This window comes from Streptomyces sp. Y7 (genome assembly GCF_043195415.1).
Lineage (GTDB): Bacteria > Actinomycetota > Actinomycetes > Streptomycetales > Streptomycetaceae > Streptomyces.
This window is the reverse complement of the sequence record NZ_JBIDDQ010000029.1, coordinates 16,668-31,662: the sequence shown is the minus strand read 5'-3', so window position 1 is coordinate 31,662 and position 14,995 is coordinate 16,668. Positions and strand designations below refer to the sequence as shown.

14 protein-coding genes, 2 tRNA genes and 1 pseudogene are annotated in these 14,995 nt (G+C 68.6%); 11 read left to right on the top strand and 6 right to left on the bottom strand.

Going from position 1 to position 14,995, the window contains the following annotated elements:
- Positions 1-28: 28 nt before the first annotated feature.
- Both ACGFW6_RS38685 and ACGFW6_RS38680 read right to left on the bottom strand, forming a co-directional pair.
- A tRNA-Gly gene (locus ACGFW6_RS38685) sits at positions 29-104 on the bottom strand.
- Positions 105-617: 513 nt separating this feature from the next.
- Complete coding sequence (locus ACGFW6_RS38680) at positions 618-1,070, bottom strand: hypothetical protein (RefSeq protein ID WP_393520898.1); 453 nt, start codon at positions 1,068-1,070, stop codon at positions 618-620.
- A gap of 345 nt (positions 1,071-1,415) precedes the next feature.
- On the opposite strand from ACGFW6_RS38680, the gene ACGFW6_RS38675 reads away from it, so the two are divergent.
- Positions 1,416-1,694 carry a hypothetical protein gene (locus tag ACGFW6_RS38675; protein ID WP_393520896.1) on the top strand — a complete coding sequence of 93 codons (279 nt, stop codon included), beginning with the start codon at positions 1,416-1,418 and terminating at the stop codon, positions 1,692-1,694.
- Positions 1,695-1,745: 51 nt separating this feature from the next.
- Here the strand turns inward: ACGFW6_RS38675 and ACGFW6_RS38670 are convergent, their stop codons facing one another.
- Entirely contained in the window at positions 1,746-2,501 is a 756-nt protein-coding gene (locus ACGFW6_RS38670; protein WP_393520894.1) for a GntR family transcriptional regulator, read from the bottom strand.
- 79 nt (positions 2,502-2,580) lie between these two features.
- On the opposite strand from ACGFW6_RS38670, the gene ACGFW6_RS38665 reads away from it, so the two are divergent.
- The 4 genes and pseudogenes from ACGFW6_RS38665 (at position 2,581) to ACGFW6_RS38650 (ending at position 4,121) form a co-directional block, all read left to right on the top strand.
- The gene (locus ACGFW6_RS38665) at positions 2,581-2,859 is read left to right on the top strand and encodes a hypothetical protein (protein ID WP_393520892.1); all 279 of its coding nucleotides are present in this window, start codon (positions 2,581-2,583) and stop codon (positions 2,857-2,859) included.
- Positions 2,860-3,382: 523 nt separating this feature from the next.
- A complete protein-coding gene (locus ACGFW6_RS38660; RefSeq protein ID WP_393520890.1) occupies positions 3,383-3,592 on the top strand; it encodes a hypothetical protein in 210 nt (69 codons plus the stop codon).
- Positions 3,538-3,822 (top strand): annotated as a pseudogene (locus ACGFW6_RS38655) (UTRA domain-containing protein); the annotation flags it as partial. The gene ACGFW6_RS38660 and the pseudogene ACGFW6_RS38655, both read left to right, overlap by 55 nt.
- Positions 3,819-4,121 carry a hypothetical protein gene (locus ACGFW6_RS38650; protein ID WP_393520888.1) on the top strand — a complete coding sequence of 101 codons (303 nt, stop codon included), beginning with the start codon at positions 3,819-3,821 and terminating at the stop codon, positions 4,119-4,121. The pseudogene ACGFW6_RS38655 and the gene ACGFW6_RS38650, both read left to right, overlap by 4 nt.
- A 183-nt stretch (positions 4,122-4,304) precedes the next feature.
- On the opposite strand, the gene ACGFW6_RS38645 is transcribed toward ACGFW6_RS38650, so the two are convergent.
- Positions 4,305-5,198: a hypothetical protein gene (locus ACGFW6_RS38645; RefSeq protein WP_393520886.1), complete on the bottom strand. Its 894-nt coding sequence runs from the start codon at positions 5,196-5,198 to the stop codon at positions 4,305-4,307.
- A gap of 768 nt (positions 5,199-5,966) precedes the next feature.
- Here ACGFW6_RS38645 and ACGFW6_RS38640 point away from each other — a divergent pair.
- Complete coding sequence (locus tag ACGFW6_RS38640) at positions 5,967-6,572, top strand: hypothetical protein (RefSeq protein ID WP_393520884.1); 606 nt, start codon at positions 5,967-5,969, stop codon at positions 6,570-6,572.
- A 169-nt stretch (positions 6,573-6,741) separates the two neighbouring features.
- The gene (locus tag ACGFW6_RS38635; protein ID WP_393520882.1) at positions 6,742-7,068 is read left to right on the top strand and encodes a hypothetical protein; all 327 of its coding nucleotides are present in this window, start codon (positions 6,742-6,744) and stop codon (positions 7,066-7,068) included.
- 181 nt (positions 7,069-7,249) lie between these two features.
- On the opposite strand, the gene ACGFW6_RS38630 is transcribed toward ACGFW6_RS38635, so the two are convergent.
- Positions 7,250-7,322: transfer RNA gene (locus ACGFW6_RS38630), tRNA-Arg, on the bottom strand.
- Positions 7,323-7,643: 321 nt separating this feature from the next.
- Between ACGFW6_RS38630 and ACGFW6_RS38625 the strand changes: the two genes are divergently transcribed.
- The 4 genes from ACGFW6_RS38625 to ACGFW6_RS38610 all read left to right on the top strand — a co-directional run bounded on the left by ACGFW6_RS38625 (position 7,644) and on the right by ACGFW6_RS38610 (position 14,195).
- Positions 7,644-9,251 carry a dynamin family protein gene (locus ACGFW6_RS38625; RefSeq protein ID WP_393520880.1) on the top strand — a complete coding sequence of 536 codons (1,608 nt, stop codon included), beginning with the start codon at positions 7,644-7,646 and terminating at the stop codon, positions 9,249-9,251.
- Positions 9,252-9,614: 363 nt separating this feature from the next.
- Positions 9,615-11,768, top strand: coding sequence for a GTPase (locus ACGFW6_RS38620; RefSeq protein ID WP_393521022.1), 2,154 nt, complete (start codon positions 9,615-9,617; stop codon positions 11,766-11,768).
- 275 nt (positions 11,769-12,043) lie between these two features.
- Positions 12,044-12,511, top strand: coding sequence for a single-stranded DNA-binding protein (locus tag ACGFW6_RS38615; RefSeq protein WP_393520878.1), 468 nt, complete (start codon positions 12,044-12,046; stop codon positions 12,509-12,511).
- Positions 12,512-12,770: 259 nt separating this feature from the next.
- On the top strand, positions 12,771-14,195 hold the full coding sequence (locus tag ACGFW6_RS38610; protein WP_393520876.1) for a Cys-Gln thioester bond-forming surface protein: 1,425 nt from the start codon (positions 12,771-12,773) through the stop codon (positions 14,193-14,195).
- A gap of 244 nt (positions 14,196-14,439) precedes the next feature.
- On the opposite strand, the gene ACGFW6_RS38605 is transcribed toward ACGFW6_RS38610, so the two are convergent.
- Complete coding sequence (locus ACGFW6_RS38605; protein WP_393520874.1) at positions 14,440-14,733, bottom strand: hypothetical protein; 294 nt, start codon at positions 14,731-14,733, stop codon at positions 14,440-14,442.
- Positions 14,734-14,995: the final 262 nt, after the last annotated feature.

Below are 14,995 nucleotides of genomic sequence, written 5' to 3'. Positions count from 1 at the left end.
CTCCCGAAGGAGGGCGGAGACGGGGCGCCCCCGGCAGGACTCGAACCTGCGGCCAAGCGCTTGGAAAACGCCTGGCATGTCCACCAGGGATCCGCCACTGACCTGGGAAGTTACCCCTTCCGATGGCGGTCTGTCACCTGCAGTCGACACGCATTCGACATGCCCCGGGCCACCGGTTCACGGTCGCCGGTAGGCCGAGGGATCGACCCCTGCATCTGGCGTCCTGCTGAAGGACACGGACCGGGCAAGCTCGTGGCTTACTCGCGCCTTTACGACCGTAGAGAGGTGCACTCAACTGCAACAGATGTTCACGTGCGCGCACTTGCCGTCCGGGCGGCTACCACTGCAGCTGACGTCCCGGGGAGTCATGAGGCAAGTGTTAGTGCTACCCGAGAATCCGTCCGGACGTGACCAGTCCATGCAGGCGTGGCTATGCAGGACGCAGACGGCAAGGCCTCCTGGTATCGCTCGACTCGGGTCGCAGCCCTGAGCTACCAAGAGGCCCTGCCTCTCTGTCCTTGACCACCGCGGGGTCACCGGCCAGGAACCTTGCTCGACCGATCAATCCTCCTGAGCGGTGAGCGGATGGACTGCAGGTCGTCCTTCCTTTCCGGTCGTCACATGGCGTGAGTGCCGGACAGGACGGCCATGGACCAGTGCACATCGGTGCCGTTGACCTTCACGGACAGGTGCTTCTGTTCGTCGGGCGCGGTGTAGACGCGGCCGACGGTGACCGGGTCATCGCACGTGATCTTGGAGGGGTCTGAATCCTTGGGCCCGTGCAGAATCGTCATGGTGCCTTCACCCGTGCAGAGGGCGTGGATGGTGTAGACCTTCTCGCCCGGCGTGAACACGGGCAACGTGCGACTGCCCGTGCCCTTGGTCACCGGAAGCAGGAAATCAGGCTTCTCCGGCAGGGCCAGGGGGTCGCCGGGGGCCTTGCTGGGGTTCGCCGCCGTAGCGCTCGGCGATGAAGACGCCGGGGCCTGAGAGCCGACGTCGCTCTTGCCGGCGGAGCATGCCGAGAGCAGGAGGGCCAGCAGGACCGGCGCGGCAACATGTCGGCGCATGCGATGACTCCTTGAGGTAGTGAGATGCGCCCGGGCGCCAACGATCACGACGAGACGCTCAATCGTGGCGTACGGGTCAGCTGTGAATGCGCCAGCCCTCGCGGTACGGAGCCCAGACGTCCATGTACTGCTTAGCGCCGATCCTGCAGTTGCTCAGCAGACCCTTCGACCTTCGTCCTCCCGCCTGGAAAGTACGAAGTCACCGGACTCCATGGGCTGGCCGCAGTCACATCAGGTCGGGGCGTCGTTGGCGGACCCTAGCGGAGTGACCGCTGTGTCCTGACGGAGTGGTCGGACTCACGGACTCAAGGGGCGTTGTCGTAGGGCTCGGCTACCTTGCAACGCATGACTGACAGAGATCCGCTCGTGCCGGCAGTCACCGGCGTACTCGTCGATGTCGTGTGGTGGCTGGAGAGCTGCGGGGATGAAGAAGTAGATCCCGATTCCGCGGTGAAGATGATGGAGAGCGTCGGCGGGGGACTGCTGCGCCTGCCTTCCGGCCAACGCGAGCGGCTCGTGCAGGTGCTCGTGGATATGGCCGAAGCGGAGCAAGAGCCTGCGCGCCGCGAGTTCCTGAAGTCGTTCCCCTTTGCCATCGGTTTGGTCGACGACCAGGAGAGCTGAAGGCGGGGCCGTGCGGTAGGCGCCGGCTCGGCTTCGTCGAGCGTGCGTCGGCTATCGGTTGATCGGGATCTCGTAGACGATCTCGCAGTGGGCGGCGGGCACAACGATGTCCGCCGTCTCCACGGGCCGCCCCTGGTCGCTGTAGTACGTCCGGCGGATGTGCGTGACGAGTGCGGCCTTCTGGATGCCGAGGAATGACGCCTCCTCGGCGGTCGCTTGCCTCGGCTCCGGCTGTTCCACGGCGTGGCTGACGGTGACGCCGATTGCGGCCATGCGGTTCACGACGCCCGCCCCGGCGTGCGGCCCTCCCTCGGGGAGGACTACGAGTGTGCCGCCGGTGAGGTCGTAGGGCTCCCAACTCGTCGACAGCTGCACCGGCCTGCCGTCGGCCAGGAACTCGTACGCCGTACGGACGCACAGGTCGCCCTCGGCGATGCCGAGCCGCGCAGCGATGTCTGCCGGAGCCGGCACCTTGGCCTCGGTCCGGCTCTCCCAATCTCCTTGCCTACCCACGGCCTTCATGTCCGCCCGGAACGGTGACGCATCGGGCCGCTCCCGCGCCGAAGACCGGACGACCCGGACCCGCTGCCGGGGTTCGGCGACGTAGGTGCCCGATCCGGCGCGGCCCTCCAGCACGCCCTGCGAGATCAGCAGCTCCTGCGCCCGACGGACCACGTTCTCGCCCACGCCACACTCCTGGCCGATCTGGGCGCGGGAAGGCAGGCGGTCCCCGGGTTCCCACACGTGCTCCGCGATCCGCCGCCGGAGTTCGTCAGCGATGCGGAGATAAGGCGGCTGCTCAGGCATATGGAAAATCTAGTCCACTAGCTCTAATCTAGTTAACTAGCTTTACTCAAAGTGATCGCCGGTTAACGGAGGCTGCCCTGTGCCCGCTTCGGGAGTTAGCGCGGCGGCCATCGCTGCCCGGCTGTCCGACGTCGGGCTTCCGGCGCGGGTGGAGGAGCACGACCAGTACACGTCGGTCGAAGTGGAGGTGCCGGACTCGCTCTCCGCCGACTTATGGCGGGAGGTCCTGGAAGTGGTGGCCGAGGCCGACCGGTTCGGGTTCCTCGCCACCAGCCTGAACGACCGAATCCTCTGGGCGGTCGTAAACAAAGCGGTCCCCACGACGGGCGATGTCGGGGGACCGAGCTATCAGCGATAGGAGCTGAACAGCGTGCTCAACCGTATCCGCCGCGCCGCCTCGCTCACCAGAGCGCGGTACTTCCCCAAGGGCAGGCACCGCCGTCCCTTACGGCCCTCCCGGCCGGCAACCGCCCTCGTTGTCCCAGCGTCCGCTCACGCTTCGACGGCCGTCCTGGGCCGGGCCCCCGATACCGCGAACCACCGTCACCCGCTAGCGGGGGAGGAAAACGCGCTCGTCCGCCCGTACCTGCTGGATTGGGAGCGTCGAGTACGGCCGCGCGCGGTGGTAGTCGTTTCTCACCTGCCCGCTGAGGCCTGGTCGTCGCTCGCGGGGGTGCGCTGATGCCGGCTCGCCCACAGCCCTACACCGTCGAGGTCTCGGCCGTTTCCTACCGGTCGACCGCCTGCCGTATCGGCACGCACCCTGCTTGCGCGGAGTCCTCCCCGGTCCCAGCACCGGTGGACGTGCCGATTGTCTACGAGGCATGCGCCTGCCCGTGTCACTCGGCGTCCCACCACTGCACACTGGTGGAGGGGGAGCGGTGAGCGGCTGGGCACCCGGAGGCGCGCTCGCATCCAACGTCGAGGTCACCGCGACCACCGTGCAGCGTGGCGACATCATCCAACTCGGCGGCCAGGCATGCCGGGTGAGCGACCTCTTCCAGCTCCCTCAAGGCGGCAAGCAACTCCTCTTTGAGTGCTGGCCGATGAGTCCTCGCGGCGGGAGACAGCAACGCGATTTGCCGTCCTGAGCTCGCCGCCGGCAACTGTCCGGGAGACGGTCTGTGCCCGCCCACCGACACCGGACGAAGCATCAGACCTCCGGCTCCGCTCCGCCGTGGCAGTCCTCGCCATCACACGCGTCGCGACCGACGCCACCGGGCAAGTCGTCGAGGCCGCACTTCTGGTGTTTCCGGGGGACCGCGTCGACGCGGTCTTCACCACCTACCACATGACCGATGAGAGGCAGACGCAAGGATGACGGCACCGAATGAACTGCGACTCCTCCCATGGCCGGGGCCAGAGGGCAAGCCCTGCTACCTGAGCACCGACGACAGGGAGGGCTACATGTCCCGCCTGGCGGACAACATCGAGGCGGTGCAACTGGGGACGGCCGCCGAACTGCTGGAGCAAGCCTCGAACAAGCTCGACGACCAGGGCGCGGACTCGGAGGACCTGCGACGGCTGGCGAAGGAATTGACCGGGGCGTTGCGGGACGTGCTTCGCGTTGCTACCAGCCGCGGTCACCTCCTGGCAGTGAGCGGGTCTCATCACTCTTGACAGGAACGCTCTCCCACCCGACAGTTCTCGCCCCTCAGGCCCGATACTGATCCCGTAGCATCGGGCCTGACTTGGGTTTCTTCTCCATCGCTGACGCGGTATTGAACACAAACTCCTTGGTCCCGGGGTAACTAGCACTTCCGCGTCGGTCCCCGGCGCACCTACTTTCGGGACGACACGATCCTACGGCCTCGGCGTGTTAGTTGTTGCGGCTGATTGCTGCGGAGGCTCAGTAGTCGGAGCCATCCCCTGTCGCATTGCGTCAAGAGTCTCTCTAGGGGTGCTCAGCTTCTTACTACCCCACATTGCAGCGGGGCCCAACAGGAAAATCAGTGCTGCTGGGACTACGGCACTAGCCGGGGCGCCCAAAGATATGGCGACACCAGTGAACAGGGCTGCGATGGTTGCACCCCCGAAGATGATCGTTGCATCCGCTCTTCGAGTCTCGGACTCAAGTTCCTCGGCGGACGGAGGAGTGTAAGTGGGGAGGTCGCCTTCGTCTAGTAGGTCAAGCCAGCGTTCGGCAGCCATTCGTTCGAGGATTATGAACAGGTGCCTAGCTAGGTGAGGTACAGCTTGAGTCCCTTCTCTAAGAATACGTTCATTATGGGCATCCAAGGCGGCGCCAACTCTGGCAGTATGTTCGAGCATTTGCTTCTTGCGGTGATTACTGAAACCCGCGGTGCCAGTTTCGCCGAAGCGAGTGAGTGCTCGGATTAGTCTTTGATTCCTCCTGTCTAGAGTAAGGAGTGACACTTCACCCTCGTACGCACGCAGGCACCTACTTATCGCAAAACAGCATTCATGGAAGGCTATTCGGAAACTTTCCTCCCCGATTGCACTCCTGGCCCTCCTGAGTTCGCTTAGCCACCACTGGAACGAAAAGGAAAGCAAGGCTATTGCCACATAAAAGCCGGAGCGATCTCCTATCTTGTGGAATTCATTTTCGTAGGCGTTCTGAATGAAAGGAGAAGCCTTCCCTATCGCCCATGCGCACAGGATCATGGGGACATAGAAGGCGCTAGTCACGAAGAGCATAACGAGCCCGTTGCGCGCCGTCGCGCCGTCGCGTTCCATTGTCGTGAGTTTTTTCCCGGGAATGGAAAAGCGAATTCCGAAGGATCGGCTAGCGAGCCGGACCCTGGAAGGTAGATGCAGGCTCCACAGCAATGGCTTGAAGGGGAGGGAGGAGATTTTCCCCTTAGGGATGGTGCTGGAACGAGAGAGTATGGTAATTGTTCTACTCAATGCTCTTGCTGCGATTAAAGACCCTACCGCGAGAACTGCACAGCTTGATATAAATTGCAACCAGTTCCAAAAACTCATCATCCCACCCATTGCGTTGTCCCTAACCTGTGCATCGTGCCAGTCTCAGCCGCATTGAGGGACCAGATTCGAGATGTAACTTCGGGATGTAACCGAGGCCGCCCTCCGGGCGGACGACCTGTCAGGTGCTCACGCTGGCGCGTCCGTCCTGATGGCCGGCGGTGCCAAGGATCAGAGGCATCTACCAGGGGCTGCGCCCCTCCCCCTGGCGCTACATCCTCTGAACCGGATAGGCCGGCGTCTCCGTCCGCCAGGGGGGCGTCCTGCAGACGGGGCGTTCTGAAGGGTGGTCGTGAACGCTGAGAGGCAACGAAGGAGCTGCTGGCTGGCGGTGAGTGCCCCGGCTGGCATTCGAACCTGTGCGCACGGCTCCGGAGGGCCTTACGGTCCCAGAGGTATGCGCTGGTCAGGGCTTCGTGGCCGACCAATGCGCGAGCACGGGTCCCAAGTAGTCCACTTCCGTTCGCTCTTGGAGGGCGTCACACTCTTAGGCCTGTGTCCAGCTCTGGGGGAGGGATTATGGACGCGGCGGGGACCTTCTGGGATGGCAGCGGGTCAGCCCTGGTTGGCTCTGCGCTCTCTGGCCTGCTCGCCGTGGGAACGTTCTACGCCACGCGGTGGCACGAGCGGAAGAGCGCGCGAGAGCAGTTGGCTTATCAGGCAGCAGAGGACATCGCGCGAGCCTTGCTTGATCTGGAGGCGGCTCTCAGCCCACCGCCCTGGAACGGGGAGCGCGGCGACTGGATGGCGTTATGGAGGGCTGCCGATGAGTTCGGCGACGTGTGTGTGGTCCGCAACGCAGCGTTGTCGGAAGTGCATCTCCTTCGCGCTGTGGCGGAGATCTACAACATGGTCTACGACGCTCTCTGGATCTTGAGGCGACAGGCAGGTGATGATCCGACGCCTGTGGCCGCTGTGGATGCCGATGAGATCCTCGGGGACACAACGCTGTACCTGGAAGAGGTCGTCAATGCTCTGCTCGAATGGCGACGCAAGGGCGTCGGTCGCATGCCGACAGTCCCTGATCTTCTGTGGCGGCGACTGCTGGAGGTTGAGTCGCCACGAATGACCGTCTCGGCGCCTCCGCCTCGGCGAAGAATCTTGGGCAGAGGACGGAGGGAGTGAGATCCACCCCATCTTGCCGGATCGCTACCCCTCGGGGGAAACCCGTATGGGCGGGGGGCGCTGACCTGGGTTCGCCGCTGGCGGCTCTGGGTCGACTGTCACTGTGGTCGTTGTCGAGTGGCCTTGGGGGGGCGTCGGACGGCCCAGGGACGGCCCAGGAGTCCAACCGGTGCCCACCGAAGCAAAAATGCGACAGCTCGCCCGCCGGGTCGGCCGCCGCGGCCGGGCTGGTGGCAGGCGGCGGCGATTCTCGACCGTCCTGCCCCCGCACGTCTTCGAGTCACCCACCGGACGGCGCGTCTACGACAACCGGAACACGCGCCTGACGAAGTGGCTGAACGACGGGATCCCGCCCGCCCAGGTCGCCGACTGGGCCGGGAACAGCGTGGCCGTGCTCCTGGCGACCTACGCCCGATGTATCGAGGGCCAGCTGCCCGACCTGAAGAGGCGGCTCGAAGCTGCCGGAGATCTCCCCGAGAGGCCGTCCACCGGCTGACCCCTCGGCCGCCCAGAACTTCGACACGTATTCGACACAGCCACCCGCGAAAACCCGGTGACAGCCGGACAGCCCCGGAGTCTGCCCTTGATCATCAAGAGGGCGCCCGGGGCTCCGGCATAGCACCTGGCATGTGCTCTGAACAGCAAAAACGCCCTCCCGAAGGAGGGCGGAGACTGGGCGCCCCCGGCAGGACTCGAACCTGCGGCCAAGCGCTTAGAAGGCGCCTGCTCTATCCACTGAGCTACGGGGGCCGGTTGTGGTGGCCTCGTTCGTGGTGCCCGGGTGTGGGCCGATCCCTCACGTTGCCGGGGACAAGGATAGGGCTCCCGCGTCCGTGTCCCTGTTGCTTCGCCTCCGCGCCTCGATGTGGAGGTTCGGTGAAGCGGTCCTGATAATCGCAGGCAGGTACGAATCGTGCACCGCTTTTGGCCTCTCGCGCCCCGGGTGTTGTGCACTCGTTATGCCTGGACTGTGCCTGTGTCCCAGTCGCCCCTTCCGTCCCTTGTGTCCTATCGGCGCGCAGACATGCTCATATGCTTCAGAATTCCCCTAAAATTGGGCATTCTTCGCATGTGGTGACCTTGGACGTACGGCCTCAGCTGCTCGACGCACTTTCCGCCCTGCGCGACCGTGTCGCGGCCGCACGCTTCCCGCTGCCCCTCGTGGGAGCGCCACGCGCGCGTGCCAACCGCGACGAACTGCTCGCGCAGCTCGACGACTATTTGGTGCCCCGCCTGAAGGAGCCCGAAGCACCCTTGCTGGCCGTGGTGGGCGGATCCACCGGCGCCGGCAAGTCGACGCTCGTCAACTCCCTGGTGGGCAGGCGCGTGACCGAGGCGGGCGTACTGCGCCCGACGACGCGGAACCCGGTGCTGGTCTGCCATCCGGAGGACCATCACTGGTTCAGCGGGATGCGCGTACTGCCCGACCTCACACGCGTGTGGGTGCCCGAAACCGACCCGGCCGAGGAACTCATGCTGCCCGGCGAGGACAGCGAACGCGTGCTGCGGATCGAGACCGCCGACACGCTGCCGGCCGGCCTCGCCCTCCTCGACGCGCCCGACATCGACTCCCTCATCGCCGACAACCGTGCCCTCGCCGCCGAACTGATCTGCGCCGCCGACATCTGGGTGATGGTCACCACGGCGGCCCGCTACGCCGACGCCGTCCCCTGGCATCTGCTGCGCACCGCCAAGGAGTACGACGCCACCCTCGTGACCGTCCTCGACCGGGTCCCCCACCAGGTCGTCTCCGAGGTCTCGCGCCAGTACGGCGCCCTCCTCACCAAGGCCGGCCTCGGCGAGGTGCCCCGCTTCACCGTGCCCGAGCTGCCCGAGTCGGCCTGGGGCGGCGGGCTGCTGCCGGCCACGGCGGTGGCGGGGCTGCGCACCTGGCTCGTCCACCAGGCCCAGGATTCGGCGTCCCGCGATCACGTCATGGCCCGCACGGCGTACGGCCTCCTGGACTCCCTCAAGTCCCGCATGCCCGAACTCGCCAGCGCGGCCGCCGCCCAGTACTCGGCGGCACTGCGGCTCACCGCCGCCGTGGACAGCGCCTACGACAGCGAGTACGCACGCGTGCGTAGCCGCCTCCAGGCCGGCGCCGTGCTCGCCGGGGACGCCCTGAAGCGCTGGCGCGCCTTCCCGCTCGACTGCACCGCCGGAGAGCTCCTCGACTCGCTGGTGGAGAGTCTGAGCACGCTCCTGCTGTGCGCGGTCACCGCCGCCGACGAGCGTGTCGACGACGCCTGGCGGCGCGAACCGGCGGCCGCCGCGCCCGAGCTGACGGAGCGTGACCCGAAGCCCACCAGCGTCGAACACCGCATCGGCATGGCGGTACGGCGCTGGCGCCGCGAGCTGGAGGAGTACGCCGAGGACGAGGTGAGCTACCTCGACCGCAGCGTCGCTCCGGACTCCGAGGTGGTCACCGCCCTCGTCGCCACCGCCCTGCTGGGCAGCCGGCGGGCGCGGTCCGCGGGGGAGGGGCTCGCCGAGCGGATCGGGGCGCACGGGGCGCTGCGGCTGCGCGACCGCGCCGGGCGGCTGCTCACCGAGCATCTGGACCGGGTCATGCACAACGAACGCGAGCGACGGCTCGCCCCGCTCGACTCCCTGGAGGTCCACCCGGACCCCCAGGCCGAACTCATCGCTGCGCTGTCCGTACTGCAGAAGGAGAGGTGACCGGTGACCGCCGTCACTGACCAGGACCACACGGAACACGCCGATCAGCAGGGGGACGGCTTCACCAAGGACGACGAGCGCGTGAACGACATGCCCATGGAAGGCGCTGCCGAGAACCTCCTCCCCGTGCGGGCCCCCCGCACGGAGGCGGACCAGCCTGTCGAGAGCGAGGGCTCCGTGGCCGCCGACGAGCAGGACAAGCGCAACCTCTGGCGCAAGCTGGCGAAGCGGGAGGGCCGGCCGAGCGACGTCCACGCACGCGTGGAGGCCGACGACCCGCCCGCGCGCGGGGAGACCCCCGACTCGGGCGACGGCCGTAGGAGCGAAGCCGAAGCCGACGCCGACGCCGCCGTGCGCCGGGCCGTGCCCGAGCCCGGCGGCCGCAGGGCGGAGAGTTCCAGGACCGACAGATCCAGAGCCGACAGTTCCAAGGCCGACGGTTCCAGGCCCGACCGCGCCAAGGCTGACGGTTCCAGGACGGACAGTTCCAGGACCGACGGTTCCAGGACCGACGGTTCCCGGACCGACGGTTCCAAGGCCGACCGCGATACGCCCGCGCGTGGGTCCGCCGCCGGCGCCGGCGCCCGCAATGAGGCCGGCAAAGAGGCCCGCAGGGACAGCGGTCCCGCCCGTCGTACGGAACCGGCGCCTCGTACCGAACCGGTGCCTCGTACCGAACCGGCACCCCGTACCGAACCCGCCCCGCGCAGGAGCTCCTCGTCCCGCAACGACACCTCCGCCCGGTCCGAGTCGGCCGCCCGCGCGGAGTCCTCCTCCCACCCGGACCCGTCCTCCGGCGCGGACTCCTCGACGCCCTGGGACGACGGTCTGATCGCCCGGCGGGTCGCCGAGGGAGTGCCCGTGGAGCAGCCGCCCGTCGTCGAGGCACGGGCCTCCTCCGGGCCGCAGCAGTCCGTGACGCCGCTCGCCTACGACGGGGCGCTGCGGTCGCGGCTCGACGCGCTGCGTGAACTGGTCGGGCTCTCGCGCACGCGGCTCGACAACAAGACGCTCGCCGAGGCGGGCCGGGTGCTCGACGAGGCCGCCGCGCGGCGCAGGCTCTCCGGGCAGCACACGGTCGTCGCCATCGCGGGCGCCACGGGCAGCGGAAAGTCGCAGCTGTTCAACGCGCTCGCCGGAGTGACCATCTCGGAGACGGGAGTACGGCGCCCCACGACCGCCTCGCCCCTCGCGTGCAGTTGGAGCGACGGCGCGGCCGGCCTCATCGACCGGCTCGGCATCCCGCCCCGGCTGCGGCGGCGCCCCGCGCAGAACGCGGCCTCCGACGGGGCGCTGCGCGGACTCGTCCTGGTCGACCTGCCCGACCACGACTCCGCGGCCGTGCAGCACCGGGAGCAGGTCGACCGGGTCCTGGCGCTCGTCGACGCGGTCATCTGGGTCGTCGACCCCGAGAAGTACGCCGACGCCGTCCTGCACGAGCGCTATCTGCGGCCCATGGCCGGACACGCCGAGGTCATGTTCGTCGTCCTCAACCAGATCGACCGGCTCCCCGGGGAGGCCACCGACCAGGTCCTCGACGACCTGCGACGGCTCCTCGACGAGGACGGCATCGCGCTGGGCGAGCACGGCGAACCGGGCGCCGTCGTGCTCGCGCTGTCCGCGCTGACCGGGGACGGCGTCGGCGATCTGCGGGAGGCGCTCGGCGAGTTCGTGGCCGAACGCGGGGCCGCGGCACGCCGGATCTCGGCCGACGTGGACTCCGCCGGGCTGGGACTGCGGCCGGTGTACGCCGCGCGGCGCCGGACCGGGCTCAGCGAGGAGGCGCGGGACGAGTTCTCGGCCCGGCTCGCGGACGCGATCGGCGCCGTCGCGGCGGGCGAGGCAGCCGAGCGGGCGTGGCTGCGCAACGCCAACCGCGCGTGCGGGACGCCGTGGCTGCGGCTGTACCGCTGGTACCAGGACCGGAGCGAACCGCCGACGGGACGGCTCTCCCTGCGGACCCAGACGGACGAGGAGGCCACCGCCCGCCAGCGGGTCGAACAGGCGGTGCGCACGGTCGCCGACCGGGCGTCCGCCGGGCTGCCCACGCCGTGGGCGCAGGCGGTGCGCGAGGCGGCCGTCCGGGGCGCCCAGGGCCTGCCCGAGGCGCTGGACGAGCTGGCCGCGCGGGCCGGACTCCCGCCGGGTCGGCCGCCGCGGCCGGGCTGGTGGCCGGCCGCGGTCCTGGTGCAGGCCTCGATGACGATCCTTCAGATCGTCGGCGGACTCTGGCTGGTGGCCCAGATCGTCGGCGTCATGGAGCCCAACCTGGGTGTGCCGGTGCTGCTGATGGTGGCCGGCATCGTCGGCGGACCGCTCGTCGAGTGGGCCTGCCGGATGGCGGCACGAGGACCGGCGCGACGGTACGGCACGGACGCGGAACGACGGCTCAGGGAGGCGGCGGCCGGGTGCGGGCGGGCCCGGGTGCTGGATCCGGTGGCGGCCGAGCTGCTGCGGTACCGGGAGGTCCGGGAGCAGTACGGGCGGGTCATGGGGGTGGGAGCCACGGGGAGGTGACCCGGGGCGCCGCCGGGCGTGGGCGTGGGGACCGGAACCCGTGTGGGTGACGGAGATGTCCACAGGCGGGCGGTGATCCACAGGGCTCAGCGGGCTCGGCCCGGCGGAGGCAGTCTGGCTTCGCGGCGATCGCGACGGAAGCGGTCGATTCGCGGTGACGGCGGCACACCCGGAAGTGGCCGGGTGCGCGGCCGTCAGGTCGGACGCAGCCGTACGGGACGGGCCCGTCGGCGTATCCGCCCGGCGGAAGCGGCCGGGCACGGGAGGGGACCGAGATGAACGAGACGATCATCTGCGCGGTGGGGAACGTGGCGACGCAGCCGGTGTACCGGGAGCTGGCGACGGGACCGTCCGCCCGCTTCCGGCTGGCGGTGACCTCGCGCTACCTGGACCGCGGGAAGAACGAGTGGATCGACGGCCACACCAACTTCTTCACGGTGTGGGCCAATCGCCAGCTCGCCACGAACACCGCCGCCTCGCTGAACGTCGGCGATCCCGTGGTGGTGCAGGGCCGGCTGAAGGTGCGCTCGGACGTGCGCGAGGGGCAGAACCGGACCTCGGCGGACATCGACGCGCTGGCCATCGGCCACGACCTGGCGCGCGGCACCTCTGCCTTCCGGCGCGCATCGAGGCCGGAGACGGCGGCCGCCGCGCAGCCCGCGCAACCCGAGCCGGACTGGGAGACAGCTGCTCCTGCGGACGTCGACTCCCAACAGGCGCTGGAACCAGCAGTGGTGACGTGACGTCAGTCACTGATGAGACCTGACCGAACTGCGGCTTATCGATGAATGCGCACCGAACGGACCCGGTGGATTTGTCGATAAGCCCTGCTCGTAAGGGATCTTGGCGATAACGATTCCGAGTCGGATCGGCCCGGCGACGGGATCTCCGGGAAGCGCGATGCGCGGCGTACCTAGGATGCCGGGCATAGCTCTCGGGGCTTATGAGTCTGCTGGTGGGACCGTCCCCCACGTCAACGGGTCCTGCTCGAAGGGGAATTCTGTGTTTGCTGCGTTCTCAGCGCTGTCGGGGCGCGGGCGAGGTGCGGCACGGGTCGCCGCCGCGACCGTGGCGTCCGGGCTCGTCGCCGCCACGGTGCTGGCCGGCACCGCGTCGGCCGCGCCCGCCGCCGACGCGACAGCGCCGAGCCAGGGCGGGGCGACCGCCACCATAGGCGGCCTGAAGACGTACGGCGGCGCGGTCGTCCACACCGACTCCGGCGACCAGGAGATCTCGGCCGGTCTGTTCGAGATGTCCGTCGAGGGCGGCGGCATGCTCCAGACGTACTGCGTCGACATCCACAACCCCACCCAGCGCGACGCCCAGTACCACGAGACGCCGTGGAGCGGCACCTCCCTGGGCTCCAACAAGGACGCGGGAAGGATCCGCTGGATTCTTCAGAACTCCTACCCGCAGGTGAACGACCTCGCGGCACTCGCCGCCAAGGCCGGCTTCCGGGACCCCCTCACCGAGCAGGACGCGGCGGCCGGCACCCAGGTGGCGATCTGGCGCTACTCGGACGGGGTGGAGGTCGAGGCCGTCGACCCGCAGGCGGAGAAGCTCGCGGACTACCTGGAGAAGAGCGCGCGGAGCGTGGCGGAGCCGGAGGCGTCGCTGACGCTGGACCCGCCCGCGGTCTCCGGCCACGCCGGTGAGCGGATCGGCCCGGTGACCGTGCACACCAACGCGGACGGGGTGACGCTGACGCCGCCCGCCGACGCCGCGACCAGCGGGGTGCGCATCGTCGACAAGGACGGCAAGGCCGTCACCACCGCCGCCGACGGCTCCCAGGTGTTCTTCGACGTGCCCGAGGACACCGCGGACGGCCAGGCGGAACTGACCGTGCAGGCCTCGACGACCGTGCCGGTGGGGCGGGCCTTCGCCGCCGAGAGCCGCAGCCAGACCCAGATCCTGGCCGGCTCCAGCGAGTCGACCGTCTCGGCGACGGCGAGCGCGAGCTGGGCGGAGACCGGCGCGATACCGGCTCTGTCCGCGGTGGAGAACTGCGACAAGGGCGGCGTCGACATCACCGCCGCCAACGAGGGCGACGCACCGTTCACCTTCGAGCTGCTCGGCATCGAGTACAGCATCCCGGCGGGCGAGTCCCGCACGGTGACGGTCCCGCTCCAGGAGGACCAGGCGTACGACTTCACCATCGAGGGGCCGAACGGCTTCGCGAAGCGGTTCACCGGCGTGCTGGACTGCATGACGCAGGTGAACGAGGCCGATCAGGCCGGCACCGTCACCCAGACCCTCGACGAGCCGAGCCCCGCCACCGTCGGCACGACGACCGACGACACCAACCTCGCCGCGACCGGTGGCTCCGGCATGACGCCCCTGATCGCCGGCATCGCGATCGGCTTCGTGGTGCTCGGCGGGGCGGCGCTGCTCGTCGTGAGGAAGCGGGAGGCGTCGGCCCAGGACTGAGTCCTGGGACGCGGGACACGCGGCCAGGGGCCTGATCCGATGAACGGATCAGGCCCCTGGCCGCTTTTCCGGTGCCTCCTGGCTCCGGTGCACTGTCGTCGGCGGAACAACCCTTGGGCCGACTGTCACGGCCCGAACTCCACCGGTAGGTCGCGCCTGGTGCACCGGACCGCACCCGTCCACGCCGCATGCCGAGTTCGGCACGGCATGAGGCGTGGTCAGAGGCCCCGTACCGAGGCGTGACTCAGAAGGCGCTGTTGTCGCAGCCCATCGTCGAGCCGATGTGCGTGTCCTGCGCGCCCGTGTTGCCCTCGCCGTTGAGCGCGTTGCCCAGAGCGCCGTTGAGGATGCCGACCTGGCCGAGGACGTCGACGTTCAGGTCGTGCGACTTGCAGTTGGAGCTCTGCAGGACGCTGACCTTGTCCCCGCCCTTGCCGCCGTGCCCGTCCATGCCCTGGGCGGTGGCAGTGCCGGTGCTCAGCAGGCCGACGCTGCCAAGGGCGACGATCACGACGGCAGCCTTCTGAAGCTTGTGCATGTCATCTCCGATGGAGTGAGGTGGGTGCGATCCGTAAGAGATCGACTCCGTACAGTTACGAGAGGTTAATGTGAAGAATTCCGATATGTCCGCACGACGCGCCGAGGCCCACTCCGTTGCCACGCGCGACGAAGCCGACGTATCGCTCCCGGCCCCGGGCTCCGAGCGCGACGGTCAGCCGACGTGTCGGTGCTTGTGCAGGGCTGCCCTGCCCCGAGAGCGAACCCGGCCGCACGCGCTCGCGCTTCTCGTCGGAGAACGC

What these genes read in the sequence shown, in the direction of transcription:
- ACGFW6_RS38675 (WP_393520896.1), top strand. Translation starts at nt 1,416, where the DNA reads ATGACTGACAGAGATCCGCTCGTGCCGGCAGTCACCGGCGTACTCGTC.
- ACGFW6_RS38680 (WP_393520898.1), bottom strand. Translation starts at nt 1,070, where the DNA reads ATGCGCCGACATGTTGCCGCGCCGGTCCTGCTGGCCCTCCTGCTCTCG.
- ACGFW6_RS38645 (WP_393520886.1), bottom strand. Translation starts at nt 5,198, where the DNA reads ATGGAACGCGACGGCGCGACGGCGCGCAACGGGCTCGTTATGCTCTTC.
- ACGFW6_RS38640 (WP_393520884.1), top strand. Translation starts at nt 5,967, where the DNA reads ATGGACGCGGCGGGGACCTTCTGGGATGGCAGCGGGTCAGCCCTGGTT.
- ACGFW6_RS38650 (WP_393520888.1), top strand. Translation starts at nt 3,819, where the DNA reads ATGACGGCACCGAATGAACTGCGACTCCTCCCATGGCCGGGGCCAGAG.
- ACGFW6_RS38670 (WP_393520894.1), bottom strand. Translation starts at nt 2,501, where the DNA reads ATGCCTGAGCAGCCGCCTTATCTCCGCATCGCTGACGAACTCCGGCGG.
- ACGFW6_RS38615 (WP_393520878.1), top strand. Translation starts at nt 12,044, where the DNA reads ATGAACGAGACGATCATCTGCGCGGTGGGGAACGTGGCGACGCAGCCG.
- ACGFW6_RS38605 (WP_393520874.1), bottom strand. Translation starts at nt 14,733, where the DNA reads ATGCACAAGCTTCAGAAGGCTGCCGTCGTGATCGTCGCCCTTGGCAGC.